The organism is Phytohabitans sp. LJ34 (assembly GCF_052068095.1).
Taxonomy (GTDB): Bacteria; Actinomycetota; Actinomycetes; order Mycobacteriales; family Micromonosporaceae; genus Phytohabitans.
Genome location: NZ_JBQHDG010000010.1, coordinates 106,904 through 132,893, shown reverse-complemented (window position 1 = coordinate 132,893; position 25,990 = coordinate 106,904). Strand labels below are relative to the sequence as shown.

The 25,990-nt window shown below is 73.7% G+C and carries 24 protein-coding genes; 13 read left to right on the top strand and 11 right to left on the bottom strand.

The features are described from left to right. Positions 1-20: 20 nt before the first annotated feature. The 7 genes from ACTMTJ_RS19405 to ACTMTJ_RS19375 all read right to left on the bottom strand — a co-directional run bounded on the left by ACTMTJ_RS19405 (position 21) and on the right by ACTMTJ_RS19375 (position 6,834). Positions 21-1,004, bottom strand: a complete 984-nt coding sequence (locus tag ACTMTJ_RS19405) for a TIGR04222 domain-containing membrane protein (RefSeq protein WP_441218480.1) — start codon at positions 1,002-1,004, stop codon at positions 21-23. A 154-nt stretch (positions 1,005-1,158) separates the two neighbouring features. Beyond that, positions 1,159-2,100 carry a GlxA family transcriptional regulator gene (locus ACTMTJ_RS19400; protein ID WP_441218478.1) on the bottom strand — a complete coding sequence of 314 codons (942 nt, stop codon included), beginning with the start codon at positions 2,098-2,100 and terminating at the stop codon, positions 1,159-1,161. 36 nt (positions 2,101-2,136) lie between these two features. Next, the gene (locus ACTMTJ_RS19395) at positions 2,137-2,634 is read right to left on the bottom strand and encodes a hypothetical protein (protein WP_441218476.1); all 498 of its coding nucleotides are present in this window, start codon (positions 2,632-2,634) and stop codon (positions 2,137-2,139) included. Between the two features lie 98 nt (positions 2,635-2,732). Then, a complete protein-coding gene (locus ACTMTJ_RS19390) occupies positions 2,733-3,644 on the bottom strand; it encodes a carbohydrate ABC transporter permease (RefSeq protein WP_441218474.1) in 912 nt (303 codons plus the stop codon). A gap of 2 nt (positions 3,645-3,646) precedes the next feature. Beyond that, positions 3,647-4,603 (bottom strand): carbohydrate ABC transporter permease, encoded by a 957-nt coding sequence (locus tag ACTMTJ_RS19385; RefSeq protein WP_441218473.1) that lies wholly within the window; start codon positions 4,601-4,603, stop codon positions 3,647-3,649. After that, the gene (locus ACTMTJ_RS19380; RefSeq protein ID WP_441218471.1) at positions 4,600-5,901 is read right to left on the bottom strand and encodes an ABC transporter substrate-binding protein; all 1,302 of its coding nucleotides are present in this window, start codon (positions 5,899-5,901) and stop codon (positions 4,600-4,602) included. Before ACTMTJ_RS19380 ends, ACTMTJ_RS19385 begins: the two co-directional genes overlap by 4 nt. 153 nt (positions 5,902-6,054) lie before the next feature. Next, the gene (locus tag ACTMTJ_RS19375; RefSeq protein WP_441218469.1) at positions 6,055-6,834 is read right to left on the bottom strand and encodes an alpha/beta fold hydrolase; all 780 of its coding nucleotides are present in this window, start codon (positions 6,832-6,834) and stop codon (positions 6,055-6,057) included. A 150-nt stretch (positions 6,835-6,984) separates the two neighbouring features. Between ACTMTJ_RS19375 and ACTMTJ_RS19370 the strand changes: the two genes are divergently transcribed. Both ACTMTJ_RS19370 and ACTMTJ_RS19365 read left to right on the top strand, forming a co-directional pair. Beyond that, on the top strand, positions 6,985-7,734 hold the full coding sequence (locus ACTMTJ_RS19370) for an arginase family protein (protein ID WP_441218467.1): 750 nt from the start codon (positions 6,985-6,987) through the stop codon (positions 7,732-7,734). A 73-nt stretch (positions 7,735-7,807) separates the two neighbouring features. After that, complete coding sequence (locus tag ACTMTJ_RS19365; protein ID WP_441218465.1) at positions 7,808-8,533, top strand: class I SAM-dependent methyltransferase; 726 nt, start codon at positions 7,808-7,810, stop codon at positions 8,531-8,533. Here the strand turns inward: ACTMTJ_RS19365 and ACTMTJ_RS19360 are convergent. Next, positions 8,514-9,287, bottom strand: coding sequence for a zf-HC2 domain-containing protein (locus ACTMTJ_RS19360; RefSeq protein WP_441218463.1), 774 nt, complete (start codon positions 9,285-9,287; stop codon positions 8,514-8,516). The genes ACTMTJ_RS19365 and ACTMTJ_RS19360 overlap by 20 nt on opposite strands. Then, complete coding sequence (locus ACTMTJ_RS19355; protein ID WP_441218461.1) at positions 9,280-9,834, bottom strand: RNA polymerase sigma factor; 555 nt, start codon at positions 9,832-9,834, stop codon at positions 9,280-9,282. Before ACTMTJ_RS19355 ends, ACTMTJ_RS19360 begins: the two co-directional genes overlap by 8 nt. 96 nt (positions 9,835-9,930) lie before the next feature. On the opposite strand from ACTMTJ_RS19355, the gene ACTMTJ_RS19350 reads away from it, so the two are divergent. Together ACTMTJ_RS19350 and ACTMTJ_RS19345 are read left to right on the top strand one after the other, a co-directional pair. After that, positions 9,931-10,377, top strand: coding sequence for a hypothetical protein (locus tag ACTMTJ_RS19350; protein WP_441218459.1), 447 nt, complete (start codon positions 9,931-9,933; stop codon positions 10,375-10,377). A gap of 170 nt (positions 10,378-10,547) precedes the next feature. Beyond that, complete coding sequence (locus ACTMTJ_RS19345; RefSeq protein ID WP_441218457.1) at positions 10,548-11,861, top strand: LuxR C-terminal-related transcriptional regulator; 1,314 nt, start codon at positions 10,548-10,550, stop codon at positions 11,859-11,861. A gap of 3 nt (positions 11,862-11,864) precedes the next feature. On the opposite strand, the gene ACTMTJ_RS19340 is transcribed toward ACTMTJ_RS19345, so the two are convergent. Further along, positions 11,865-12,533, bottom strand: a complete 669-nt coding sequence (locus ACTMTJ_RS19340; RefSeq protein WP_441218455.1) for a class I SAM-dependent methyltransferase — start codon at positions 12,531-12,533, stop codon at positions 11,865-11,867. A gap of 349 nt (positions 12,534-12,882) precedes the next feature. Here ACTMTJ_RS19340 and ACTMTJ_RS19335 point away from each other — a divergent pair, with 349 nt between their 5' ends. Next, positions 12,883-14,373 (top strand): arsenate reductase/protein-tyrosine-phosphatase family protein, encoded by a 1,491-nt coding sequence (locus ACTMTJ_RS19335; RefSeq protein WP_441218453.1) that lies wholly within the window; start codon positions 12,883-12,885, stop codon positions 14,371-14,373. On the opposite strand, the gene ACTMTJ_RS19330 is transcribed toward ACTMTJ_RS19335, so the two are convergent. Then, positions 14,352-15,047 carry a nitroreductase family protein gene (locus ACTMTJ_RS19330; RefSeq protein ID WP_441218451.1) on the bottom strand — a complete coding sequence of 232 codons (696 nt, stop codon included), beginning with the start codon at positions 15,045-15,047 and terminating at the stop codon, positions 14,352-14,354. The genes ACTMTJ_RS19335 and ACTMTJ_RS19330 overlap by 22 nt on opposite strands. Before the next feature lie 68 nt (positions 15,048-15,115). On the opposite strand from ACTMTJ_RS19330, the gene ACTMTJ_RS19325 reads away from it, so the two are divergent. From ACTMTJ_RS19325 to ACTMTJ_RS19290, 8 genes are all read left to right on the top strand, one after another. Next, complete coding sequence (locus ACTMTJ_RS19325) at positions 15,116-16,555, top strand: hypothetical protein (protein WP_441218450.1); 1,440 nt, start codon at positions 15,116-15,118, stop codon at positions 16,553-16,555. Continuing rightward, positions 16,533-17,345 carry a hypothetical protein gene (locus tag ACTMTJ_RS19320; RefSeq protein WP_441218448.1) on the top strand — a complete coding sequence of 271 codons (813 nt, stop codon included), beginning with the start codon at positions 16,533-16,535 and terminating at the stop codon, positions 17,343-17,345. Before ACTMTJ_RS19325 ends, ACTMTJ_RS19320 begins: the two co-directional genes overlap by 23 nt. Before the next feature lie 7 nt (positions 17,346-17,352). Then, complete coding sequence (locus ACTMTJ_RS19315) at positions 17,353-18,549, top strand: acyl-CoA dehydrogenase family protein (RefSeq protein ID WP_441218446.1); 1,197 nt, start codon at positions 17,353-17,355, stop codon at positions 18,547-18,549. Then, positions 18,524-19,078 (top strand): flavin reductase family protein, encoded by a 555-nt coding sequence (locus tag ACTMTJ_RS19310; RefSeq protein WP_441218444.1) that lies wholly within the window; start codon positions 18,524-18,526, stop codon positions 19,076-19,078. The genes ACTMTJ_RS19315 and ACTMTJ_RS19310 overlap by 26 nt, the downstream gene beginning before the upstream one ends. A gap of 40 nt (positions 19,079-19,118) precedes the next feature. Further along, the gene (locus ACTMTJ_RS19305; protein ID WP_441218442.1) at positions 19,119-20,072 is read left to right on the top strand and encodes a hypothetical protein; all 954 of its coding nucleotides are present in this window, start codon (positions 19,119-19,121) and stop codon (positions 20,070-20,072) included. A 242-nt stretch (positions 20,073-20,314) separates the two neighbouring features. Then, a complete protein-coding gene (locus ACTMTJ_RS19300; protein WP_441218440.1) occupies positions 20,315-22,459 on the top strand; it encodes a multicopper oxidase family protein in 2,145 nt (714 codons plus the stop codon). 170 nt (positions 22,460-22,629) lie between these two features. After that, positions 22,630-24,261 (top strand): M28 family peptidase, encoded by a 1,632-nt coding sequence (locus tag ACTMTJ_RS19295; RefSeq protein WP_441218438.1) that lies wholly within the window; start codon positions 22,630-22,632, stop codon positions 24,259-24,261. Then, entirely contained in the window at positions 24,242-25,987 is a 1,746-nt protein-coding gene (locus ACTMTJ_RS19290) for a WD40 repeat domain-containing protein (protein ID WP_441218436.1), read from the top strand. The genes ACTMTJ_RS19295 and ACTMTJ_RS19290 overlap by 20 nt, the downstream gene beginning before the upstream one ends. Positions 25,988-25,990 lie beyond the last annotated feature (3 nt).

The window sequence follows — 25,990 nt, the reverse complement described above, 5'->3', positions numbered from 1 at the left end:
TCCATGATGTACCGCTCGGGTCAGCCGCCGCAGCCGCCGCCCCCACCGCCGCCGCTGCCGCCCGTGCCGCCGCCGCTGTCGCTCCCGCCGCCGCTGCCGCTGCCGCAGCCGCAGCTCGACCCGGAGCAGGTCTGCGCGGTGCCTGAGCCGGTGGACGAGGTGGAGTTGGCGTACGCGGTCGCCAGGTCCTTCCGGACGGCGGCCTCCGCGGCGAACCCCGGGTCGGCCACCCACAGCGCGTTGCTCCCGTAGAGCCCGACCGCGAGCGCGGCCGCCGCCGGCCCGTACACCTGCCAGGCGGGGTTGTTGGGGGGCGCGAGGTGCGAGTGGTCTTCGCGCAGCGCCGCGAGGACGCGGTCGCCGGCGCGGGTCCGCCGCGGCCGCTTGCGCCACAGCACGGCGATCGTCGCGCCGAGCGCCAGCAGGACCAGCATCAGGAAGATGATCGACTTCTCGTTGGCGATGCCGGCGAGGAGCCGGGCCACGCCGAGGACCAGCACGGCGGTGAGCAGATGCCGGGCCGTGGTGAGCGCGCCGTGGGTGTCCGCGTCGGGCACGAGGCCGGCGCTCTCCATCTCGCGTTCGACGCGGGCCAGCTCGGTCGCCACGGCCGGGTCGGCCGCGACGGCGCCGGGATCGGCGGACCGGGCCGCGGCGTCGTGGACCGCACGCTCCAGGGCGGTCGCGCCGTCCGGCGGTGGCCCGGTCGCCACGAGGCGCCGCCGCGGCCGCTCGCCCGTTTCGGCCGGGTCGGTGGCGACGCCCACCGCGCCGGCGCAGCGCAGGGCGGCGAGGGCCGAGTAGGTCGCCAGCTCGGGGCCGCCCTGGAGGTAGGCGACCTGTTGCGGGTGCGGGTCGGCCGCCGGCATCCGGTCCGAGCCGGCCAAGGCGCGATGCCGGTGCAGCAGGGCGCCGGCCACCGCCGCGGCCGCGAGCAGCGCGTACGCCACCGCGAACGTGGCGCTGCCGATGCCCCAGGTGTCGCCCGCCGCGTACTCCACCATGGCCGTCCTCCCGTCCCGCGTGGACACCCAGTGTGCGGCCCGGCCGCCAGGGGTTTCGCCCAGGGTGCGGCAGCGCCGCACGACGGCGCGGGTGGTGCCCCGGCGGGTCGCACCCGGGAGGACTCCGGCCCAGCGGCCCGTACGGGGCCCGGCCTCACGGCGTGCGGAACGCCGTGCGGTATCCGTGCGGGCTGGTGCCGACCACACGGCGGAAGCGCTCCCGAAACGCGGTGGGTGAGCCGAAGCCCACCTGGCGCGCGATCCGGTCGACCGGGTGGCTGGTCGCCTCCAGCAGGTGCTGGGCACGGCGGACGCGGGTGCGCAGCAGCCACTGGAGCGGCGTGGTGCCGGTCTGCTCGCGGAAGCGCCGGTTGAGCGTGCGCGTGCTCATGCCGGCGCGCGCGGCGATGTCGCGGAGGGTGAGGTCGTCCGCGCAGTGCTCCTCCATCCAGGACAGCAACGGCTCCAATATGGACCCGCGCGGGGCCGGCGGCTGGTCGTGCACGATGAACTGGGCCTGCCCGCCCTCCCGCTCCAGCGGCATCACCGACAGGCGGGCGGCGTGCGCGGCGACGGCCGAGCCGTGGTCGCGGCGGATCAGGTGCAGGCACAGGTCGAGGCCGGCCGCGGCGCCCGCCGAGGTGAGCAGCTGGCCGTTGTCCACGTAGAGCACGTCGGGGTCGACCTGGACGCGGGGGTGGCGGGCGGCGAGCTCGGCGGCGGCGGCCCAGTGTGTGGTGGCGCGCATGCCGTCGAGCAGGCCGGTCGCCGCGAGGACGAACGCGCCCGAGCAGATCGACGCGATCCGGGTGCCGGCGGCCGCGGCCCGCCGCAGGGCCTCCAGGACCTCGTCGGGTATCGGCCGGAGCTCGTCCCGGCCGGGCAGGACGATCGTGTCGGCGGTGGCGAGCGCGTCCAGTCCCCACGGCGGGCTCAGCGTGAAGCCGCCCGCGTGGACCGTCTCGCCGGTGCCGCAGATCCGCACCCGGTAGGGGGCGCCGCCGGTGGGCAGGCGGGTGCGGGAGAAGACCTCGATGGGGGTGGCCAGGTCGAACGGGATCACCCCGTCGAGGGCCAGCACGGCCACGGTGTGCATGACGAGAACGATAGGTGCTGGCCCCCGCGAGGGTGACTACGCGCGCGGTACCGGGTAGGTCTGTGCCGCGCCGCAGTACGAGATGCCGATCGGTGTGCTCGAGAACCGGCACACCTGGACCACGACCCGGTCGAACACGGCCGGGGCGCTCGGGCCGCCGAGCACGTCGCGCACGGCGGTGGTGCCGTTGTCGGCGCGGGCCTGGCTGGAGTCGACGACGGTCCGGCCGGCGTAGGCGATGTAGCTGGCCACCGTGTACATCCCGTCGTCGGCGCAGACGCCGGGCGAGTTGCGGGCCGGCAGGTCGGTGACGGCGCCGTCGACGAGCACGGCGGGGTAGATGGAAGGGTTGAGTACGCGCCAGTCGAGGATGCCCTCGGTGTGGCCGTACGTGCAGCGGTCACCGGAGTCGGCGTAGAACTTCTGCGTCCCGATCGGGCCGGCGGCGGTCGCTGGGGCGGCGAGCGCGGCGAGTGCGGTGGCGGCGGCCGCGACGGCGGTGGCGGCGCACGCGAGCGTGGGGTAGCACTTCATGCATCGCAATATATCGATGTGAGGCCGCTCGTGGTCAGGGTCGTAGCCGCGCCGCACGATCTCGGTGGGGTCGTCCACGCGGACGACACTAGCCGCCGCTAGCGGCTGTAGCCGGCCGACAGGCTGCGCAGCAGTTGGCGCCGGCCGAAGAGGTACAGGGCGAGCACCGGCACGGTCGAGAGCACGACCGCGGCCAGCAGGCCGGGCACGTCGGTGCCGAAGCGGCTCTGGAAGTTCCAGAGGCCGAGCGGGATCACCCGGCGCGCCTCGCTCTGGGTCAGCACGAGCGGGAAGATGAAGCCGTTCCAGGCGTTGAGGCCGCTGAAGATGCCGACGCTGACCAGGCCGGGGCGGGAGAGCGGCAGCACGAGCCGGCGGAAGAGCTCGACCGTGCCGGCGCCGTCGACGGTCATCGCGTCGAAGAGGTCGCGCGGGATGTCGCGGAGCGTGCTGGTGAGCACGACGATCGCCATCGGCAGCGAGAACGCCGCGGTGGGCAGGATGATCGCGGTGAGCGAGTCGTACAGGTGCAGGCGGGTGATCAGCAGGTAGATCGGGATGATCACGGCCTGGGCGGGGATGGCGAGGCCCAGCAGGAACGTGTTGAACGTGGCCCGCACCGCGCGGGTGCCGCCGAAGACCATGGCGTACGCGGCGGGCAGCGCCATCACCAGCACGAGCGCCATCGTGATGACCGTGACGATCGTGCTGTTGACGATGAACTTGTCGAAGCCGAGGTCGAGCACCTGGCGGTAGTTTTCCAGCGTCAGCCCGGAGGGTGGGCGCAGCGCGCCGTCGGTGAGGTACGAGTCGGACGTGCGCAGGCTGGTCAGCGCGATGTAGTAGAGCGGCACGGCGACGATGACCAGCCAGACGCCGGCGGCGATGCCCGCGGCCACGTTGACCGGTCGGCGGCGGCCGGCGGTGCCGCGCGGCGGGCGCACCCGCGTGTACGTGACGCGCGGCCGGGTCTCCGCCGCGCGGTGGCGCGCTGCCGTGTAGATGGTCACGCCTACATCCCCTCCCGGTCGCTGCTCATGCGGTGGTATCCGGTCGACCGCACGATCAGCACCGACAGCGCGGTGCCCACCGCGACCAGCAGCACCGCGAGCACGCTGGCGTAGCCCATGTCGAAGCCGACGAAACCCTTGACGTACATGTGCAGCGGCAGCACGCGCGTGGCCGTGCCCGGCCCCCCGTTGGTGAGCAACAGGATCGACTCGAAGTAGGTCAACGAGCCCACCACGACCAGCACCGACGAGGCGATGACGGTGTTGCGCAGCTGGGGCAGCGTGATGGAGAAGAACTGCCGCATGGTGCGGGCGCCGTCGATCTCGGCCACCTCGTACATCGCGGCCGGGATCTGCCGCGCGGCCGCCTGGTAGAGCAGCGTGTGGAAGGGCACGAACTGCCAGGAGATCACGGCGGCCACCGCGTACAGCGCGCGGCTGTCGTCGCCCAGGAAGTTTCCGTCGGACACGCCCACGTAGGAGCCGAGGCTGGCGGCGAGGCCGAAGTTGGGGTCCAGAAGGGAGAGCCAGGTGAGCGCGATCGCCGCCGTGGACAGCAGCAGCGGCAGGAAGAACAACGTGGACAGTATGGCGCGGTTGCGCTGCGGCCCGGCCGCCCACACGCCGAGCAGCAGCGAGGTCGGCGTCTGGATGAGCCAGCAGAAGACCATGAGCTGTGCGGTGATCCGGATCGAGTGCAGCGCGTCCGTGTCGCCCGGCAGGGCCTTCCAGTTGGTGAGCCCGGCCCACTCCGGCGTGCCGAGGCCGTTCCAGGTGGTGAAGCTCAGGTAGAGCACGACGGCGATCGGCACGATGCCGAAGATGGTGAAGAAGACGGCGGCGGGCGCGGCCCACAGGAAGCCGGGCCGCTCGCGGCGGGCGGGGCGGAGCTGGGACGCCTGCACCAGCACGACGGTGCGCACCTCGCGCCGCGGGGCCAGGATGCCGCGATCGCTCACGACAGCTTCTCCATCGCGGCCACGAACTCGTCGGGTGTGATCTTGGAGAGGAAGAGCTTCTGGAGGTTGGTGAGCATCTCGGTGCCGACCGCCGGGCTCAGCGCCTGGTCCCACGACTGGGTGAAGCTGGGCGCCTTCGCCACCATCTCGTAGGTGAAGGTGGCGAACTCGGCGTTCGGCGTGCCGGCCAGCTTCGCCTCCACGCCGGCGACCGCGGGCACCTGGCCGGAGTTGACCAGGTCGCGCACGTACGCGTCGGAGGAGAGCGTCTCGATCAGCAGCGTGGTGGCGTCGCGCACGTGCGGGCTGCTGGCCGCGACCGAGAAGTAGTTGGCCGGGTTGCCGACCACGTTGGCCGGGTCGCCGAGGCCGCCGTCCACTGTGGGGAACGTGGTCCAGCCGAGGTCGCCGCGCTTGACGAAGTCGGGGTTGTTGCTCAGCTGGCTGGTGTACTCCCAGCTGCCCATCAGGAACATCGCGGCCTTGCCGGTGGCGAAGAGCTTCGACGCGCCGGTGTTGTCGTAGTTGATGGACGCGAAGTTGGAGCCGAACCCGCCCCGTTCGGCCAGCTCCTGGCACATCTGGAGCGCGCGCAGCACAGACGGGTCGCGCCAGGCGCCGGCGCGCCGCGCGGCGATGGCGGAGAAGCGGTCCGGCCCGCCGATCCGGTCGAGCAGGTACTCCAGGTACATCAGCTCGGTCCAGCCCTGCGAGCCGGGCAGCGCGATCGGCGTTATCTTGCGCGACTTGAACGCGTCCACAAGGGACAGAAGGTCGGTCCACGTCTTCGGCGGCTCCAGGCCGGCCTTCTGGAACACTCCCTTGTGGTAGAAGAGCACGACCGGCTGGATGCCGTTCATCGGCAGGCCGTACTGCCCGTTGGAGATGCGCCCGACCGCCAGCACGCTCGGCAGGAAGGCGTCCCGCACGTCGGGCCGTGCGGCGAGCGCGTGGGAGAGGTCGACGACCTGGTTGGCGTTGACGAACTCGGCGAGGTTGCCGCCGCCCCAGTTGAAGAAGATGTCCGGCGCGTTCGGTGACCCCATCGACACGTGCAGTTTCTGCTTGTACGCGTCGTTGACGTACGTGACGAGCTCGGCCCGCACCGGGGAGCCCCGGTTGAACTCGCCGAGCCCGGCCTCGATCACCGGCTCGTTCTGCGGATCCTGGAGCGCCCAGACCTGGATCCGGTCGCGGGACGCGCCGGGACCGGCGGTGCCGCAGCCGCCCGCCAGGACCAGTGCGGCCATGGCGAGCAGTGACACGCCCGTGTGGAACACCTTCGCGCGGCGACGCATAGAACGGTCGACCCTTCCCGTGCCCTGGGGACAAATCGACAAACGTTGAACTATCGAGAATGTTGCGACCAAATTGCGCGAGGGGAAACGTATGGCGCGCGTCACACCTCCGTCAAGGCGATCAGAGGTTGCTGATGTGTAACGGCTCGTGCCCTAGGTGTCCCGCGTCGACGGGGCGCGGCGGATGGGCGCGACGAGCTGAACCGGTTCGGTGGCAAGGAAATCCACGAGCAGCGCGTTGACGAGCGCCGGCTTCTCCTGGGTCACGAAGTGTGACGTCCCGGGTACGACCGCAAGCTCGGCCCGCGGCAGCGCCTCGTACATCTCCACGACGTGCGACATCGTGATCAGGTCGTCGTCGGCGACCAGCAGCAGCGTGCGGTGCGGCACCGCGGCCAGCTCGGCGGCCTCCAGGTGCGGCTCGACCGCGGACATCTCGCCGATCTTCGTCGCCACCACCTTGAAGTGGTCGATGCCGTCCGGCGAGACCTCACCGTACGCCGGGCCGAGGAACGCGGCGATCGTGTCCACGTCCCACTCGGCGTCCTGCACCACCTCGCCCTTCTTGCTGAAGCCGCAGCTCATCAGTACCAGCCGCTTGACCAGCTCGGGCCGCCGCATCGCGACGAGCAGCGCCGTGAACGCGCCGTTGCTGTGCCCGACCAGGTCGGCCGGCTCGCCCACCACCGTCTCGAGGAACGCGATCGTGTCGTCGGCCATCAGCTGGTACGTGATCGGCCCCTCGACGTCCGGCGTGTGGCCGTGGCCGCGGCGCTCCGGCGTGTACACGTGGAACCGTTCGGCGAGCACGTCGATATTCGGCGCGAACCAGCGCGCGTCGACGAGGCCGCCGTGCATCAGCACGAGCGGGTCGCCGGTGCCGCGTTCGTCGTACCAGGTCCGGACGTCGCCCAGCTGGACGTAGGTACCCATGTCTCCACCTCCGGTGGGTCGGTTTCGGCGTAGCCGCCGTGCCCCGCCGTGACCGGCAACGGGCCGGCGACCTGAGCGTAGGCCAGCCACGCCCCGGCCGGCGCGACTTCGCGGCGGTGGCGCTCACCTGGGAGCCGTTAAGATCAACCTATGCGTACCATCCTCGTGCCGTACCACCTCGACGAGCGGTTGTCCGAAGTGGACATGCCGGTGACGGCGGATGTCGTGGTGACCGCGGAGCTGTCGGGTGACGGCTTCTGGGCGCGCACGGCCGGGCTCCACGCCGCGGTGGCGGACGCGGTCGCGGCCGATGACGGGGCGCCCGCGGTCGTGACCGGCGATTGCGGGATCGCGCTCGGCGTCGTCGCCGGCCTCCAGCGGCGGGGGATCGAGCCGGCCGTCGTGTGGTTCGACGCGCACGGCGACCTGCACACGCCGCGGACCAGCACTTCGGGGTACCCGGGCGGCATGCCGCTGCGGATGCTCCTGGGCGACGGCGACCCCGCCGTCGCCGACCGGACCGGCCTGCGGCCCGTACCCGCGGAGAAGGTGGTCCTCGTGGACGGGCGCGACCTGGATCCCGCGGAGGCGGAGTTTCTCGGCGGGAGCGCGGTGCGGCGGGTGGCGGTGGACGCGGTGCCCGATGTGGACGGACCGATCTACCTGCACATCGACCTCGACGTCGTGGACGCGGCGGCCCTGCCGGGCCTGCGTTTCCCGGTCACGCCGGGGCCGGCCGTCGACGCGGTCCGGGTGGCGGCGCTGCGCCTGCTCGCCACCGGGCGGGTGGCGGCGTTGACGGTCGCCTGCACCTGGCATCCGGGGCGGGGCGCGGGCGAGGTGGCCCGGCCGCTGGTCGAGGCGCTGCTGGGGGCGCGCCGGGGCGGGCCGGTCCGCTAGCCTTCGCGTGCCCACCCGCCCGGACCGGAGAGGGAGCGCTTCCCGTGACCGACAAACCCTGAGGATGGCGACCGTGGAGACCGCGCGGTACGACGGGCACGCCGACTGGTACGACGAGAAGTTCCGCGGCTACGGCTCGGCGGACGGCTCGGGCGGCGTGCTCGCCCGGCTGCTCGGCCCGGCCGGGCCCGGCGGGCCGGTCTGCGTCGACGTCGGCTGCGGCACCGGGCTGCACTTCGCGGCCGTGCGGGCCAGCGGCTACACGGTCGTCGGCGTCGACTTCTCCGGCGACCAGCTGCGCCGGGCCGCCGCCCGCGAGCCGCGGGTGGTGCGCGGCGACGCGCGGCGGCTCCCGCTGGCCAGCGGCTCGGTGCCGGCGGTGGTCATGACGTTCACGCACACCGACATCGACGACTTCCCGGCCGCCGTCGCCGAGGCCGCGCGGGTGCTGCGCCCCGGCGGCCGCCTGGTCTACCTCGGCACGCACCCGGCGTACGTGGGCGCGTTCGCCGACCGGAGCGCCGAGGCCGGTGACCGCCGCCTCCAGCTCGTGCCGGGGTACGGCGACGAGCGGCTCCAGCACGACCCGACCGGCCGCTTCCCGACGCGCGGCCGGGTGGGTTCGCGCAACCTGACGCTGGCCACGTTCCTCGGCGCGTTCCTGGCCGAGGAAAGGCTGCGGCTCTCCTCGGTGGAGGAGCTGGACACGGGCCTGCGGCCGTGGCGCCCGGACGCCGGCGACGGCCGCGTCGTGCCGTGGCACCTCGCGGTCACCGCGGTCAGCGTGCCGGCCCGGTGAGCACCGCGCCGGGGACCGTGCGGGAGCGGAGCTGGATCTGGGCGACCGCCGAGACCGGGATGTCCAGCCGGTAGCCGGCGGTGCCGCCGCGGCCGGCGATCTCGCAGGTGCCGGCCGGGTGTGCGGCGCCGTCGCGGTCGATCGCGAGCGCGTCGTAGGCGCCGTCGACCGGGGCCGCGCGGACGGTGACGAGCAGCCAGGACGGGTTGCCCTGGTACAGGAAGGCGGTGCCGGCCGGCTGGCCGTCCATTGTGGTCATCCGGATCGCCTTGAGGTAGCGGCCGTCCGCCACGTCGAGCGTCTGCCGGTACTGGCGGGCCAGCTCGAGGTCGGCCGCCGACCGCCACCGCACCGCCTGCGCACCCGCGCCCGCCGCCAGCACGACCGCCACCGCGAACGCGATCGCCGGCCGGGGGCGTGGCCGTGGCACCCCGGCCAGGAGGCTCCGCCGTTGCCTCCTGGCCGGGGCTGGCCCGGCCGGGTTCGCGTCGCTCGCCGGCGGCCCGAGGGCACGCCCGGCGTCCGCGTCCAGCCGGGCCAGTACGCCGCCCTCGAAACCGGGCGGCGGTTCCACCGGGGGCGCCAGCAGCAGCAGCGCGTCGGCGGCACGGGACAGCGCGGCCAGCTCCCGCCGGCAGGCCGCGCAACCCTCCACGTGCGCCAGGGCGGACGCGCGCTCGTCGCCGGCGAGCGCGCCGGTGGCCAGCTCGGGCAGCAGCTCGCGCGCTTCGGGGCAGCCGGGTGGCTCACTCATCACGCACCTCGAAGTGTTCGCGCAGCCGGGCCATCCCGAGCCTGATCCTGGTCTTGGCGGTGCCCAGCGGCACCCGTTCCCGTTCGGCGATCTCCTTGGCGGTCAGGCCGTAGAAGACGGCCAGCACCACGGCGGTGGCCTGCTCGCGGGAAAGCTCGGCCAGCGCCACCCGGATGCGGTCCGCCTCGGCGACCTCGTCGGCCGCCCACTCCTCGCCGGCCGCCGCCTCGCCCGCGCCGAGCAGCGCCACCAGCACATCCGGCTGGTACGGCTGGTCGCGCCGCATCCGCACGACGTCGATGGCCGCGTTGCGGGCGATGGTCAGCAGCCACGGCACCACCCCGCCGCGCCGCGGGTCGTAACCGCCGGCGAACCGCCACGCCCGCACGAACGCCTCCTGGGCCACGTCTTCCGCGGTCGCCGGCACGCCGACGACGCCGAGCGCGAGGCCGTACACGCGGGCCTGGAAGCGGCGCACGAAGCCGGCCGCGGCCTGCGCGTCACCGGCGGCCATGCCGGCCACCAGCGCCTCGTCACTGACCCCCACATCAGGTACTACGCGGGAACGGCCGCCACGGGATCCATCGGGCGCCGATGAATCCGGGGGCGCCGGCGGGGCGGTAGTACCGGTATGGGATCGATAATGATGCTTACCAGGAACGCCGTCGCCGCGGCCGTGCTGTCGCTGGTCGCAGGCGGCCTCGTGGCCTGCGGCGGCGACGACGGCGCGGGCGGCTACGGCGGCGGTTCCGGCGGCGGCCTCGCCCTGACCGTGCTCGAGCCGGCCGCCGGGGCCGACGTCACGGTGCCGTTCACCCTGAAGGTGGACTCGAGCGTGCCGCTCGGCCCGACCGAGTCGGGGCGGCACCACGTACACGTCTGGTTCGACGGCGACGAGGACAACTACGTGATGGTCGAGTCGGACACCGCGCGGATCTCCGCGGCGCCGACCGGCGCGCACGTCATGCACGTCTCGCTGCGCCACGCCAACCACTCGGCGGCCGGCGTGGAGGCCTCTACCAGCGTGGTCGTCGGCGAGGGCGACTCGATGCCGGGCGGCGAGGAGACCGGACCCGGGTACGGCTACTGACGCGCCACCGAGCTCGACGCGCCTCGGCCGGGCTGGCTGACGACTCAGACAGGTTCGCGTGAAAAGACCCAGGGGGACAGGTTTAGGAATTTCCAACCGGGGGTAAGGCCTACGCGCAATAAATTCATGTATTTAGATTGTTGCGTATGCATCCTCGGTTGGGGGCCCTCATGGGCAGGGGAAGCGGGCAAGGTACGAGCCGGATCGCCGTGTGCTCCGGTGACCAGCTGCGGCGCGACGCGCTCGCGGCCTATCTGAGCGGCCTGCCCGACTTCACCGTCGTCGGCCGGGTCGTCGACGGCACCCACCTCGTCCCGCTCGTCGAGCTTGAGCGGCCGCACATCGTGCTGATCGACGGCGGGCAGCGGCCGGGCGACACCGTGCCGACCCTCCAGCTGCTGCACGGGCGGCACCCGTCGGCCCGCCTCGTGCTGGCGTACGAGCGGCTGTCCGCGGAGGACTTCGCCGCCGCGCGGGAGGCGGGTGTCGCGGCTGTCGTGCCGTACGCGCACGGCCTCGGCGGGCTGGTGTCGGTGCTGCGCGGCCTCGCCAGCGGCGTCGACCCGGACGCCAACGGTGTCGGGCTGACCGGCCGCCAGCGCGAGATCCTGCTGCTGGTCGCCTCCGGCCACCAGGTCAGCGAGATCGCCGAGATGCTCGACATCAGTCCGGGCACGGTGGAGAACCACAAGCGCCGGGTGTACGCGAAGCTGAACGCGACGAGCGCGGCGCACGCCGTGGCCCGGGCCGCGACGCTCGGGATCATCGGCAGCACGCCGGCCGCCCAGCCCGCACCGCCGGCGGACGGGCCGCGCGGCGACGGCGGGCAGACGCCGCTGGCCGTCGTGGTCGGCTTCGCCGGGCCGGTGCTCGATCGGGTCGTCACCACGCTGATCGGGCACCGGGTCGCGGTCGTGCGCGAGCACTGTCCACAGGCGACGCCCCAGATCCACTGGCACCGTTCGCACCGCGGGCCGGTGGTGCGCGTGCTGGTCGACCCGGCGGCCGATCAGTGGCGGGTCGGCGCGACGCTCGGCTGGGCCGCCGTCATGGTGCACGACGGCCGGGTCGACCGGCGCACGATGGGGGAGGCCCTCACCAACGGCGTGCTCGCGCTGGTGCACGGCGACCACGTCGAGGCCCGACTCATGCCGGCGATGCACCTGGCGGCCGGCGGCTACATGGTGATGGATCCGGCCTCGTCCGGCCTGTTCACCGACTCGATGTGGAACTGGTCGGCCGACCTCCCGCCGGTGGTGCCGCGGCTGACCGCGCGGGAGCACGACATCCTGCGCTCGATCGGACGCAACCAGACGGTGCGGCAGACCGCCCGCGCGCTCGGCATCGCCATGAAGACGGTGGAGAACGCGCAGGGCCACCTGTTCAGCAAGCTGGGCGTGCACAACCGCGCGGCGGCGCTCGCCAAGGCGTACACGCTCGGTCTGCTCCAGCCCGCCGACGGGAGCGTCCAGCTGGTCAGGTAGCGGTCAGCCGGCGGTGCGCGCGGTCACCACGACCCGGTCGCGCGGCCCGGAGAGCGGGCGCGTGTACGTGAACGTGGTGCACGAGACCTCGTCGAAGCCCGCCTCGCGGCACTGCTCGACGAGGTAGCCGGCGGAGAGCCAGTGCGCGGGCACGCCCGGCGCCGGCTGCGCGTCCTGCCCCTCACGGGTGCCGTCGTTGGAGATGACCAGCACGCCGGGGCCCGGGACCAGCCACCCGTGCAGGTGCTTGAGGATCGTGAAGAGCCCGTCGTCCGGGTCGTACAGGTGGGCCATGAGGCCGTCCGCGTACACGACGCCCCAGCGGCCCTCCGGCGGCGACCAGGAGCTGATGTCCGCCACCTCGGCGGCCAGGCCCTTGCGCCGGGCGATCCGCACCGCGCGCTCCAGCACGTCGACCGCGAGCACGTCGTATCCGGCGCGGGCCACCTCGGCCTCCACCGAGGCGTTGCCGCAGCCGATGCTGAGCAGCGTCGGCGGGCTGGTGCGGTCGAGCACGCCGCGCAGGAAATCGATCATCCAGGCGCGGTACGGCGCGCTGTACGTGGACGGGGTGACCGAGTCGCCGTTGGGCGCACCGCCCTCCCAGATGTCGAAGAGACTCAGCTCCTCGTCGCAGAGGTAGAACTTCCAGAGCTGTTCGACGCTCGTCACGATGAGTCCTCCAATGGCACACGTACAGATACGGGTGGCCCAAACACGTATCGGCTGTCGCCAATTCCACGGGCTCGCGGAAATGGAAAATGGGGCGGTCGGAGCCTAGATGAGGTCGCCTTTGTTTGCCAATCCCCCGGGGGTCATACCCTGTACAGAACCCCCCGGGGGTGGTTAGTCGAGCGCATTGCTGTGGTGCCAGGGAGAAATATTCGGTGCTCAACTTGCGACCAATTGTCGGGCGTGATACTCCGGTATTTCAGACAGGGTGGACCATCGCGGCGGCGCGCGTCGAGCGCCCAGTCGTGCAATTACTTCCGCCTATTAATGCGAGGGAGGAACGGTCGTGGTGACGACCCGCAGAGGCACCGTCGGCTTCGGGATGCTGGGGCTGGCGATCGGCTACTTCGTCTGGTACACGCCGTACGCGGCGCTGACCAAGGCGCTCTCCAGCGGGTTGCTGCCCGGCATGGACGCCCACGTCGGCGGCCTGGTGTTGCTGCCGGCGGCCGCGCTCGGCACGCTCGCCGGCTCGCTCGTCTTCCTGACCGTCTCCGGCTGGTGGCGGTACGCCGGCCGGCGGCGGGTGGCCGGGCGGGAGGTGGCCTGGCCGGGCCGGACCGGCGTGACCGCCGGCTTCTTCATGGCCCTGATCATCGCGACCACCACGCTGAACTACACCTTCGCCGGGGTCTCGATCCTGTTCATGCTGCTGATGATGCGCGGCGGCGTGCTGATCCTCTCGCCCCTCGTCGACGCCGCGCGCCGCCGCCCGGTGCGGGTGTACTCGTGGCTGGCCCTCGGGCTCAGCCTGCTCGCGGTCTTCGCCGCACTGGCCGATGTGGACAGCTACCTGCTGACCGCCGGCGCGGTGGCGAGCCTGGGCGTCTACCTGTTCGGCTACATCGGACGGTTCCAGATCATGAGCCGGGTGGCGAAGACTGGCGACCAGGCGATCGACCGGGGATACCTGGTGGAGGAGCAGATCTCGGCGGCGCTGTGGCAGGTCGGCCTCTGCGCCGTGCTGGCGCTGGTCGGCATCGGTCCGATCCTCGGCGCGCTGCGCGAGGGGTTCACCTCGTTCCTGCTGACGCCGGCCGTGCTTCCCGCGTTCGCGGTCGGCCTGCTGTACGAGGCGCTGTTCATCTACGGCACGCTCATCTACCTCGACCCGCGCGAGTACACCTGGTGCGTGCCGGCCAACCGCTGCGCCAGCCTGCTCTCCGGGTTCGTCGCCTCGTTCGGCCTCGCCTGGCTGACCGGCATCGCGGTGCCCGGCACCGGCCAGCTCCTCGGCACCGCGCTCATCGGGCTGGCCCTGCTGGCGCTCGGCTATCCGGCGCTGCGCGCGTCCGCCGCCCGGCGGTGGACGTGGGCGCGGCGGCGGCGGGTGCTCTTCGTCTGCGGGGGAAACACCGCCCGGTCCGCGATGGCCGAGGCGATCGCCCGCGCCGACGGCGACGGCACCTGGAGCCCGCGGAGCGCCGGGCTGGCGCCGCGGGTGGCCGGGGCGCCGATGGCCGAGCCCGCGGTCGCCGCGCTCCGCGGGATCGGGGTACCGCCCCGGAGGCACCGCACCCGCCAGCTCACCCGCCAGATGTGCCGGGACGCCGACGCGGTGTTCTGCATGACGCGGGCCCAGCGCACGGCCGTCGAGCAGCTCGCGCCGGAGGCCCGGGGGCGCACGTTCTGCCTCGACCCGGCGCGCGACATCGCCGATCCGGCCGGCGCGCCCGACCCCGCGGTGGCGTACCTGCGCACGGCCCAGGCCCTGCGCGAGAACGTGCGCACGCGGCTGCGCGAGCACCTGCCGGTGCTTCAGCCGCAGGCGGGTGGCTGATCATGCCAGGTCACGTACCGACCCAGCGGGGCCCGCTCGGGCACGAAGCCGTTGACGCTCGCGTCCGGGTCCGGATAGCCCGTGGCGAGGCCGCACACGATCAGCCGGTCGGGCAGGCCGAGCGCGTCGCGCAGCACGTCCGGGTAGCCGGCGACGCTGTACTGCGGACAGCTGCCCAGGCCGCAGGCGACCAGCCCGAGCATCGTGTTCTGGAGGAAGAAGCCGAGCTCCAGAAACGTGCCCGGCGCGGCGTCCGCGGGCAGGTGGAAGACGAGCGTCGCCGGCGCGCCGTGAAAGTCGAGGTTGGCCCGCAGGTGCGCGCGACGGCCCCGCGCGTCGTCGCGGGCGATCCCCATCGCGCCCAGCAGGCCGGCGCCGAAGGCCCGCGCGCGCTCGCGGGTCGCCTCGTCGAGCGCGGCCGGCAGGTTGGGGTAGTCGGGGTGCGGCGGGACGTCCCGGTCGAACTCGGCGCGCAGCCGCCGGCCCAGCGCCAGACGGGCCGCGCCGCTCACCACGGCGACCCGCCACGGCTGGATGTTGCGGGTGGACGGTGCGTGCGCGGCGGCGGTGAGGACCCGTTCGAGCACCTCGCGCGGCACCGGCCGGTCGAGGAAGGCGCGTTTGCAGTGCCGCGCGGTGGCTATCGCGGCGAACCCGGGCCAGTTCTCCTCCACAGGGCGACAAGTCTGCGCTCCCGCCGGCCGGCCGTACAGACGGCAAATACCCCCGGGTGGGTGACGGCATGACGCAGGTGACCGCGACGCTGACCCGCTGGCCGGCGGATCTGTCCACAGTGCCCGACGCCGTCACGCTGCTGGAGGTCCGCGCCGACCTGGTGGGCGACCTCGACCCGGCCGCGTTGCGCCGGGCGCTCCCCGGCCGGCGGCTGCTCTACACGCTGGGTGGCCGCGCCGACCCGCCGTCCGTCCGGCGGGCGAGGGTCGCGTCGGCGGCTACCGGGTACGACGTCGTGGACCTCGACGCCGACCGCGACCTCACCCCGGCGGTGCTGGCGGCGGTGCCCCCGGCGCGGCGCCGGATCTCCTGGCACGGGCCGGCCGTGCCGCTGCCCGCGCTGCGCGAGCGGTTCGCGGCGATGGCGGCCGTACCGGCGGCCGGCTACCTGCTCGCGCCGCGGGCGCCGTCGGCCGCGGCCGCGCTGACCCCGCTGCGGCTGCTGGCCGAGCTGGGCCGCCGCGACGTCACCGCGTACGGGAGCGGACCGCTCGGCGCCTGGAGCCGGCTGCTCGCGCCGTACCTCGGGGCGCCCGCGGTCGCCGGCCCGCTGGAGGGCGACCCGCTCGACGTGGCGCGGATCTGCGCCGACTACCCGTTTCCGGACCTGCCACCGGTGCGCGACCTGTACGGCCTGGCCGGTCCGCTCGCGCTGACCTCCGGCTTCCCGGGCCTGCACAACCGCGCGTACCGGGAACGCGGCATCTGCGCCCTGTACCTGCCGTTCCACCTTGCCGGGCTGGGCGACTTCCTGACCGGGTTCTGGCCGCAGGTGCCGGACGGGCTGCGCGCGCTCGGCCTGCCGTTGCGCGGCCTCACGGTCAGCGGCCCGTTGAAGGAGGTGGCCCTGCACGTCGCGGACGTGGTCAGCCCGGTCGCCCAGGCGGCCGGCGCGGCGAACGCGCTGACCCGGCGCGGCGGACGCTGGCGGGCGACGACCACCGACGTGTCCGCGGTCGCGGTGGCCCTGCGGTGGGCCGGGGTGCCGCTCGCCGGCCGCTCGGCCGCGGTCGTCGGCTGCGGCGGTGCCGGCCGGGCGGCGGCCGTGGCACTGCGCGACGCCGGCGCCGCCGTGACGATGGTCAACCGCGGCGGGACTCGCGGCCGCCTCGCCGCCGACCTGCTGGGGCTGCCGTACACGCCGCTGCGCGCGTTCCGGCCCAGCGGACCGATGGTCGTGGTGCACGCCACCTCCGTACACACCGGACTGCCGTTTCCGGTGGACGGGCTGACCGCCGGTGCGGCCGTGCTCGACATGGTGTGTCCGCCGGGCGGGTCGAGCGCGCTCGTCGAGGAGGTCCGGAGCCGGGGGCTGCGCGCGATCGACGGGCGGCGGGTGCTGGCGGTGGAGGCGGCGCACCAGTTCCGGCTGATGACCGGCCGGCCGATGCCGCCGGAGCCGACGATCCGGGAGGTGATGACGCATGCGGTCCTCGGTCCTCCATGATGGATGGTCGGTGCTCGACCACGCCGCGCTGCTCGGCGCCTGGCGCAACACCGACGGTGCCGCCGGGGGAGTGCGCCGACTGGTGCTGACCGAGAGCGCCGGCGGGCCGCGGCTGCGCCTGCTCGGCGCGGGGCGGCGGGAGCCGTACGACTGGGGCGAGATCCAGGCGTGGGCGTACGCGGCGACACCCAACTCACCGGTCGCCGTGGCGTTCACGGCGGTGCACGACACCGAGCTGCGCGGACTGCGGCTGGCCGCATACACCCGGGGCGGGCTGCTGGTCGTCAACACCTACCAGGCCTTCAGCGGGCCGGGCTGGCCGGCGCCGTACTGGACCCGGGAGTTCTTCCACCGCGACGGCCCGGCCGGTCCCGCCGTGGGCGAACCGGCCGGCCGGTACGGCCACCCGGCGCCCACGTCGGCGCCGCTCGGGCCGTGGCAGCTCGATCCCACCGCGCTGGTCGGGCTGTGGCGCAACGTCGACCCGGCCGCGACCCGGCTCGCCTGGGTGCGGATCCGGGAGCGCGACGGCTACCTGGCCGTGCGCCCGCACGGTGTGTGGACGCCGCGCCGCCACGACTGGCACGAGACCGTCGGCAGCGCCTACGCCGGCGACGTGCGCAGCGCCGCGGCGGTCGCGTTCACCGCCTTCTTCGAGCTCGCCGCCGGGCGGGTGGAGATGGTCGGCTACCTCGACCGGCGGCTGCTCACGATCGAGACCGCGAGCACGTTCGGGGACGGCGGCCACCGCTATCCCTTCTATGTCCGCGAACACTTCTATCCGAGCTGAGGGGACCATGAGCGTCGAAATCGAGACACGCGCGACCGGCGCCGCCGCCGTACGGCGCGTCGCCGACCTGGCCCGCGACCGGTTCGCCGCCCGGGCCGCCGGATACGACCGCGGGGCGGAGTTTCCCGCCGCCGACCTGGACGACCTATTCGCCGCCGGGCTGCTCGCGCCGACCGTGCCGACCGAGCACGGCGGGCTCGGCCTCGGGCCGCTGCGCCGCGACACCCACACGCTGTGGGAGATGACCCGCGAGCTGGCCCGGGTCGACCTGTCGCTGGCCCGCTGCTGGGAGGGGCACGCGAACGCGCTGGTGCTCCTCGACGCCTTCGCCACCGGCGACCAGCGCGAGCGGTGGTTCGAGGGCGTGGTGCGCCGGGGCGAGAAGTGGGTCGCCTGGAGCGGGGAGCCGCAGGCGCCCAAGCCCGGCGAGACGCGCCGCTTCGGGACCACGGTGACGCGTACCGCGGACGGCTGGACCGTCGACGGCACCAAGGCGTTCGCGACCAGCGCGACCGGCGCGGACTGGGCGATCCTGCTGGTGAGCCTCGCCGGGCCGGGCGGCGCGCGGCACGCGGCCGCGCCGGAGAGCGTGCTGCTGCTCGGCTGCGACCTGCGGCACCCGTCGATCACCGTGGACACCTCGTGGTGGGACCCGGTGGGCATGCGGGCCACCGCCAGCCACCTCGTCCACTTCGACCGGACGCCGGTGCGGGCGGCCTGGCAGCTCGGCGAGCCGGGCGACTACGTGCGCCAGGGGTGGCAGTCGACGTTCATCCCGCACTACGCGGCGAGCTTCCTCGGCGCGGCCGAGGGCGCCTACGACTACGCGATCACCTACATCGAGAAGCAGGACAAGGGCGGCGACCCGTACGTGCAGCAGCGGGTCGGCGGCATGGCGGTCGACCTGGACACCGCCCGGCTCTGGCTGGCGCACGTGGCCCGGCTGTGGGACGGCGGCCGCGTCGACGAGGCGCGGATCGCCGGCAGCCGCGCCCGGCACGTCGTCGAGCACCTCGCGTTGTCCACTGTGGACCACTGCATCCGGGCCTGCGGTGCGCGTTCGCTGGTGCGGCCCAGCCCGGTCGAGCGGATCCTGCGCGACCTGACCTTCTACGTGCGGCACGACAACGACGACCACCTCCTCGCCACCATCGGCCGCGCCGTCCTGGGACGCGAACATGACGCCTCGTTCTTCAAGCCCTGAGGTGGACGCCCCGCCGGCCGACAGGTTCCGGGACCTGATGGCCGGCTGGCCCACGGGCGTGGCGGTGGTGACCGGCGCGGACGGCGCGCGCCCGCTCGGCTGCACGGTCACCGCCCTCGCCTCCGTGTCGGCCGACCCGCCGCTGCTGCTGGTCTCGCTGGCCGCGCACAGCCGCACGCTGGCCGCGGCCGAGCGGGCCGGGCGGTTCGGGCTCTGCGTGCTGTCGGCGGCGCAGCGGCACCTGGCCCGCGCCTTCGCCGCCGGCGACCCGACCGCCCGGTTCGCCGGCGTGCCGTACCGGTGGACGCTCGGCGTGCCGCTCCTGCACGGCACGGCCGCGGGCGCGGTCTGCGTGGTGCGGGAGACGATCGCCGTCGCCGACCACGTGCTGGTCCTCGGGTCGCCGCGGTGGCACGCCGGTGACCCGGACATCGAGCCGGTGATCTGGTATCGCCGGGCGCCGCACGCACTCTCCGGGCAGGGCCCCGGGGGGTTCTCACCCGTCGGGTCGCCGCGCCCGTCCACATAGCATTGGCATCGAAACCAAACAATTTATCCGGGGGTGCCGCATGGCCACCATGCCCACGACCGCCCAGTATCTCCGCGAGATCGACCGCCTCCCCGACGGTGGGCCGGCGCGGGCCGCGCCGATCGACACCGGACCGCTGGTCGGGTTGTGGCGCAACGCCAACCACCAGACGTGGGGGATCACCGCCGTGGAGCTGACCGACCGCGACGGCCAGGTGTGGGCGCACGCCTGGGCCACCGACCCGCACGCCGACCGGCTGCGCGACTGGGGCGAGGTGCCGGTCGACGGCGTGTACGCGCTCTCGCCGGCGTCGGGCGACGTGTGCGCGTACCGGGCCACGTTCGAGCTGGGCCACGCCCGCACGCAGATCCAGGCGAACATGCTGCACAACGTGATGGTGTGCGGCGCGTTCACCACCTTCACCGACGGCAGCGGCCGCACGGACTACTTCTCGCGCGAGTTTCTGCACCGGTGCGGGCCGCAGGCCCTGACGGAGGCCGCCGACCCGCTGGGCGCCGTTCCGGAGCGGGGGTACGCCCGCGGTGAGGACCGGCTGCCGATGCTCCGCGCGCCGATCGTCCCGGACCGGCTGCACACCCGGTGGCGCAACACCGACGCGGGCACCAAAGGGGTATCGGAGGTGAGCCTGTCGGCGCGGGACGGGCGCACGTACCTGCGCGTCACCGCGGCCGGGCCGGACGGTCCGATCGACTGGGGCGACGTGCCGGTGAGCCTCTACACCGACATCAGCGTGACCGGCGGCGGGCGCGCCGCCGCCGAGCCGGTGGTCGACGGGCGGACCACGCCGCACTTCGCCGACGTGTCCGCCACCGACGGCGGGCCGGCGCTGTACGCCACGTTCGACCACGGGTTCATGCGGGTGCACATGCAGGCCCGGTTCAACATCGGGATCCTGCCTTTCGTGATGTTCAACGAGTTCCTCGACGACAGCGGCCGGCAGGACTACTTCCAGCGGGAGGTGTTCGTCCGGTAGCGATAAGCCCGTCCGACCATTGTGGACTGCCTGGCGAAATCGCCGGGCAGTCCACCATGTCTCCAGTTTGGACACAGCGCCTACCCCCAAGGGGAAGCAGTCCGTTTCGCCACGGCTGGATCTGTGAACTGGTGGGTCCAAGATGGACGAGAGGCTCCGCCTAGGGAGCCGAGAAAGGCGGGCGGAAGATGCAACCACCACAAAGGACGGTCGGGCAGAGACCCGCGGTCGGCGGCAGACGTGTGCTGCTGGTCGCACTCCTGCTGACCGGGGGTACGGTCGCCGCGTGGCTGGCCATGCCACCAACCGTGCTCGGAGGCGGTGACCCGTCGGGTCCACGGGAGATCGGCGCCGCCGCGCTCTTGGTCCTGCCGCTGGCGCTGCTGGCCGCGGGCGCGATGGCCTGGCTGGCCCGCCGGCGCGGCTGGCACGACCGCGGCCCGCGCGGGCTGCTGGTACAGGCCGGCGCCGCCGCCGGCGTATTCACGGCGCTCCTGCTGGCCACCGCGCCGCTCCAGTCGGTGGTCTCGGCACGGCTGGCGCCGCCGGCCATCGCGCCGAACCTCGCCGCCGTCGGGTACGACACCTCGTGCCCGGCGATGTTCACCGCCGCCGAGTGCCGCGAGTACGCGGCGGACTACGGCAACCTCGACGCGGCGGGCCTGGCCCGGGTGCACCACGCGATGATGCGGGAGACCGGCCACTCGCCCGCGGAGCACGCGGCCATGACCGCACCCTTCGACGGCACGGAGAAGGCCGGACTCGGCCCGGACACGGCCGCCTACGCCGTCCAGGACGCCTTCGTGGTGGCCCTGGCGGCACTGCCGCTCGCCGCCGGCGGGCTGCGCCTCACCGTCCGCATGGCACCCTCCGCCGTGGTGCCGGCGCGACGTCGTCGAACCGGCCTGTCGCGGGTGCGCTCGCGCTGGGCGGCCGCCGGCGCCACCGTCCTGATGGCAGTCGTCGGCAACTTCGTCCTCTCCTCCACCACCGCGCAGGCGGCCGTCGTGCCGTACAGCGTGCCGCTGCGCATCCCACCCGTCCTCCGGGGCTCCGAGGTCACCATCCAGATGCGCGAGGCCGACGTGCAGGTCATGCCGACCGGCCCACCAACGCGCATGTGGACGTACAACGGGATATTCCCCGGCCCGACGATCCGGCGGCCCAGCGGCCAGACCAGCCGGATCACCTTCCGCAACGACCTGCCGGCGAACTTCGGCCAGGCGACCATCCACCACCACGGCAGCCACTCGCGGCCCAGTGAGGACGGTCAGCCGAACGACTTCCTCATCCCCCGGGGGCGCCAGCGCACGTACGTGTACGAGCACATGGAGCGCGGCGAGCCCGAGTGGGCCGTCACGCAGTGGTACCACGACCACCGGATGGACGTGACCGGCCGCAACGTGTGGAACGGCCTGGCCGGCATGTTCATCCTCGACGACAGGTTCGACAGCGCCCTGCCGCTGCCCCGGGGCGAGTTCGACGTACCCCTGGTCATCACCGACCGCACCTTCGACGCCAACAACCAGATTCCCTACAACTTCAGCATCGTCGGCACGCTGGGCGACACGTGGCTGGTCAACGGCCGGCCGCAGCCGTACTTCGACGTCGGTGACCGCAAGTACCGGGTCCGCATCCTCAACGCGGCCAACCGGCGCCCGCTCGTGCTGGGACTCAGCAACGGTGCCCCGATGACGCAGATCGGCACCGACGCCGGCCTGCTGCCGGCCCCGGTCCAGCGCACGTCGATCATCCTGCAACCGGCGGAACGCGTGGAGATCGTGCTCGACTTCGCCGGCCTGCTGGGGCAGAACCTCGTACTGCTGGACACCAACACACCGGCGACGCCGGGCAACCCGCCGAGGGAGCTCATGCAGTTCCGGGTCAACCGCGACCTCACCGAGACGAGCTCGGTGCCGGCCGCGCTGCGCCCGGTGCCGGCCTTCCCCGAGCCGGTGGAGGACCGGTCGTTCGTGCTCCGGGCGACCCTCGACGCCGCCGGCGTCCCAACACAGTGGACGATCAACAACCAGCCGTTCCAGGCCGGCCGGATCGACGCCGACCCGGTGTTGAACACCACGGAGCGGTGGACGTTCTTCAACGACTCACCGCAGCCACACGCCATCCATCTCCACGACGTCGACTGGCGGCTGGTGCGCCGGTTCCAGCTCGCCTTCGACGCCGGCGGAAACCCGATACCGGGGGCGGACCTGCCGGTCGCGGCGCACGAGGCCGCGCTGAAGGAGACCTTCTTCGTCCCGGCCAACACGGGGTTCTCGGTCGTCACCACGTTCACCGACCACGTCGGTCCGTACATGCTCCACTGCCACATGCTGGAGCACGAGGACATGGCCATGATGGCGACCTTCAGCGTCAAGGCCGCCTGACCCAGCGCTCAGGGAGGGCACTCCGTGGCAGGGGTGCCCTCCCTGACCTGGCTTTCGCGGGACCCACGACAGACGCGGGTGGGAGTGACCCCTTCCACACGTTCGGTGCCGAATCTAGATTGCTGGATATCGGAGCTACCGTTCCGTGTTCGCGAAAGGGAGAACACACCGTGGTGTCTCGATCGCTCAGACGCCTGTGTGGTGCGGCCGCCGCCGCCGTGCTGCTGGGCGCCTTCACCGTCGCCGCACCGGCGCGGGCGCACTCCACCGACGATCCCGTCCGAAAGCTTACGAAGGACGTCACGCTTTCCGGCCTCCTGCGCCACCTCGTGGCGTTCCAGGGGATCGCGGCGGTCAGCGGCGGCAACCGGGCGTCCGGTATGCCAGGCTACGACCGCAGTGCCGACTATGTTGCGGCGCTCGCCGGGCACGCCGGCTACAAGGTGACGCGCCAGCCGTTCTCGTTCACGTTCTGCGAGGACACCGGCTCGTCGTTCGCGCAGCTCGCACCCACACCCACGACCTACGTCGCCGGGACCGACTACGACGTGCTGGACTGCTCGGGTGGTGGCAGCGCGAGCGGCGCGGTCGTACCCGTGGACGTCAACCTGACGCCGCCGCGGGCCAGCACCTCCGGCTGCGAGCCCGGCGACTTCGGCCCCGAGGTCGCCGGGAAGATCGCCATCATGCAGCGCGGCGCCGCGCCCGGCACCTCCTGCGGGTTCGGCCTCAAGGTGCGGAACGCGCAGGCCGCCGGCGCGATCGGCGCGATCATCTTCAACCAGGGCAACGGCACGCCGGAGGCCAACCCGGACCGGTTCGGGCTCTTCACCGGCACGCTCGGCGTCCCGGTCGGCATCCCCGCCGTCTCCATCTCGTACGACCTCGGCGCGGCCCTCGTCGCGGCGGCGCTGGCCGGCACGCTGAACGTGCGGATCTCGGTCGACGCCACCTCCGAGGTCCGGGAAACGGTCAACGTGTTCGCCGAGTCCCGGTGGGGCGACCCGGACGAGGTCGTGATGGTCGGCGCCCACCTCGACTCCGAGCCGGACACGGCCGGCATCAACGACAACGGCACCGGCAGCGCCGGCATCCTCGAGGTGGCACTGCGGATGGCGAAGTTCAAGACGAAGAACAAGGTGCGCTTCGCGTGGTGGGGCGCCGAGGAGTCGAACCTCGCCGGTTCCACGTTCTACGTCGCCAACCTGCCGCAGGCGGAGCGGGACAGGGTCGCGCTCTACCTCAACTTCGACATGATCGGGTCGCCCAACTACACGTTCGGCGTGTACGACGGCGACGACTCGGCCGCCGCCGGCTCACCCGCCGGCCCGCCCGGCTCCGCGCAGATCGAGGACGTCTTCGAGGCTTTCTTCGCGTCCCGCGGCGAACCCACGGCCGCGTCCGACTTCACCGGCCGCTCCGACTACGGCCCGTTCATCGCGGCCGGCGTCGGCATCCCGGCCGGCGGCCTGTTCACCGGTGCCGAGCTGTCGAAGACGGCGGCGGAGGTCGCGCTGTGGGGCGGTGTCGCGGGCGCGCCGTACGACCCGTGCTACCACGCGCCGTGCGACAGCCTCACCCCCGAGCGGAACGGCGCCGACGCCGAGCTCTACCGGCAGCTGCGCCGCGAGTACCGGCTGTTCGGCAACGTGAACCTGTTCGCATTCGACACCAACGCGGACGCGGTCGCGACGGCGGTGGCCACGTTCGCGTACGACACCTCCACCATCCCGCTGCGGGCCGCGGCCGCCCGCACGGCGGCAAGCCCCGCCCAGGACCGCGATGGCGCCTGGCTCGGCTGAGCCGCGGGACCGCGAGCGGCCGGCCGTGGAGCTGGCCGCTCGCGACCGCGCCGGCGCGTACCTCGGCGACGCGGACGAGCGCGCCCACCTCCAGCTCGCCGCCCGCCGGACCGGCGCGGACCAGCTCGCCGACCGGCTCGTGTACGAGGGCGGCCTGGCCTGGTCGGCCCGGTGGCTGCTGCCCGTGGAGGAGGTGCCGCACCGCACGGTCGCCGCGCTGCGCGGGCCGATCGTGGCACTGTGGACGGTGCGCGAGGTGGTGGGCGCGGTGGCCGGGTCCGGCGAGTACGGCGTGTGGTCCACCGGCGGCGGGCCGCTCGTCCGCGGGCGCGGCACCGGGCCGGTGGTGGGTGCCACGACCGCGGCGGGCCGGCACGTGCTGGCCGGCGCCGAAGGCGCGCTGCTGTGCCTGTGGGAGGCGGCCGGGGGAGCGCCGGTGGAGCTCGACCGGGTCACGCTGCCCATCCCGCTCCGCTCGCTGGCCGCGGTCCAGCCGCCCGACGGGGTCCCGGTGCTCGTCGGCGTCGAGGTGACCGTGCCGTCCGGCGACTGGAGCATGCTCGACACGGCGACGACCGGCGGCGCGGTGCGCGGCTGGGCGGTCGCCGGCGACCCACCCCGCCTGCGCCCGCATCCCTCGCCGCCGCCGGCCGACCCGGTGCCGGTCGACCCGCTGTACCCGAAGGTCTCGGTGGCGGTCCGGGGCCGCGAATGCCTGCTGACCGGCGGCCGCGACGGGATCGTCCGCGCGTGGCCGCTCGACGCCGGGGAGGGGGAGCCGCCCGTGCCGCTCGCGTCGCCGGCGGCGGTCGCCTGCGCCGCCCGCTCGGACGGGCGGTGGGTGGCGGTCACCGCCCACCACAATGGACGGATCGGCGCCTGGGACCTGGCCGAGGGGGCACCGCCCGAGTCGGTGCTGCACGACTCCCACGACGCGGCGGCGGTGGCGTGCGTGCGCGCACCGGGCGGGCCGCCGCTCGCGGTCACGGGTGGCCTCGACGGGCGGGTGTGCGTGTTCGACGTGGACTCCGGCGCCCTGCTGCGCACGATCGTCGTGCCGCCCGGCGGCGAGCTTGCCGGCGCGGGGCGCTACCGGCCGACCGGCGTACCCGACGAGCCACCCGGACCGGAGCCCGTGCGGGACGTGACCGCGGCGGTCCTGCCGGACGGGCGCCCGGTCGCCGTGTCGGTCGGCAACCTCGGTTGGTTGCGCTGGTGGTGCCTGTCCAGCGGGGAGGCGCTCGGCGCCGCGCGCCTGAGCCACTGGGGGCGGGCCGTCACCGGCGACCGCCGGGTCGTCGTCGCCACGACCGGCGACGACCTGCGGGTGTACGACCTGGCGTCCGCCCGTGCGGTGGCCGTCTTTCCCCGGGCCGGCCCGGATCCACTGTCGACGCTCGACGTCGCCGGCGACCTCGTCGTGGCACTCGACGACGCCGGGCGGCTGCACCGCTACCGGCTGGCCCACGGGGCGCCGGTGGGTGAGCCGCTGCCCGGTCACCACCGCGACGCCCGCACCGTCGCGTGTGGACGGCACCCGGACGGCCGGGCGATCGCGGTCTCCGGCGGCTGGGACGGCACCGTGCGGGTGTGGGACCTGGCGGCCGGGCGGGAGCTGCACCGGATCCCCGTCGAACACCCGGTCTACGCGGTCGCGCTGGCCGGCGACGGTTCCATTGTGGTCGGTGCGCACGGCGTCATGGGTGTGCTGCGCCTGCACGCCTAGGGT

Bases quoted from the DNA above. Each gene is read 5' to 3' on its own strand.
- ACTMTJ_RS19325 (WP_441218450.1), top strand. From the start codon at position 15,116: ATGACGCAGGTGACCGCGACGCTGACCCGCTGGCCGGCGGATCTGTCC.
- ACTMTJ_RS19405 (WP_441218480.1), bottom strand. From the start codon at position 1,004: ATGGTGGAGTACGCGGCGGGCGACACCTGGGGCATCGGCAGCGCCACG.
- ACTMTJ_RS19315 (WP_441218446.1), top strand. From the start codon at position 17,353: ATGAGCGTCGAAATCGAGACACGCGCGACCGGCGCCGCCGCCGTACGG.
- ACTMTJ_RS19360 (WP_441218463.1), bottom strand. From the start codon at position 9,287: ATGAGTGAGCCACCCGGCTGCCCCGAAGCGCGCGAGCTGCTGCCCGAG.
- ACTMTJ_RS19350 (WP_441218459.1), top strand. From the start codon at position 9,931: ATGATGCTTACCAGGAACGCCGTCGCCGCGGCCGTGCTGTCGCTGGTC.
- ACTMTJ_RS19345 (WP_441218457.1), top strand. From the start codon at position 10,548: ATGGGCAGGGGAAGCGGGCAAGGTACGAGCCGGATCGCCGTGTGCTCC.
- ACTMTJ_RS19370 (WP_441218467.1), top strand. From the start codon at position 6,985: ATGCGTACCATCCTCGTGCCGTACCACCTCGACGAGCGGTTGTCCGAA.
- ACTMTJ_RS19400 (WP_441218478.1), bottom strand. From the start codon at position 2,100: ATGCACACCGTGGCCGTGCTGGCCCTCGACGGGGTGATCCCGTTCGAC.
- ACTMTJ_RS19395 (WP_441218476.1), bottom strand. From the start codon at position 2,634: ATGAAGTGCTACCCCACGCTCGCGTGCGCCGCCACCGCCGTCGCGGCC.
- ACTMTJ_RS19375 (WP_441218469.1), bottom strand. From the start codon at position 6,834: ATGGGTACCTACGTCCAGCTGGGCGACGTCCGGACCTGGTACGACGAA.
- ACTMTJ_RS19310 (WP_441218444.1), top strand. From the start codon at position 18,524: ATGACGCCTCGTTCTTCAAGCCCTGAGGTGGACGCCCCGCCGGCCGAC.
- ACTMTJ_RS19305 (WP_441218442.1), top strand. From the start codon at position 19,119: ATGGCCACCATGCCCACGACCGCCCAGTATCTCCGCGAGATCGACCGC.
- ACTMTJ_RS19320 (WP_441218448.1), top strand. From the start codon at position 16,533: ATGCGGTCCTCGGTCCTCCATGATGGATGGTCGGTGCTCGACCACGCC.
- ACTMTJ_RS19290 (WP_441218436.1), top strand. From the start codon at position 24,242: ATGGCGCCTGGCTCGGCTGAGCCGCGGGACCGCGAGCGGCCGGCCGTG.
- ACTMTJ_RS19380 (WP_441218471.1), bottom strand. From the start codon at position 5,901: ATGCGTCGCCGCGCGAAGGTGTTCCACACGGGCGTGTCACTGCTCGCC.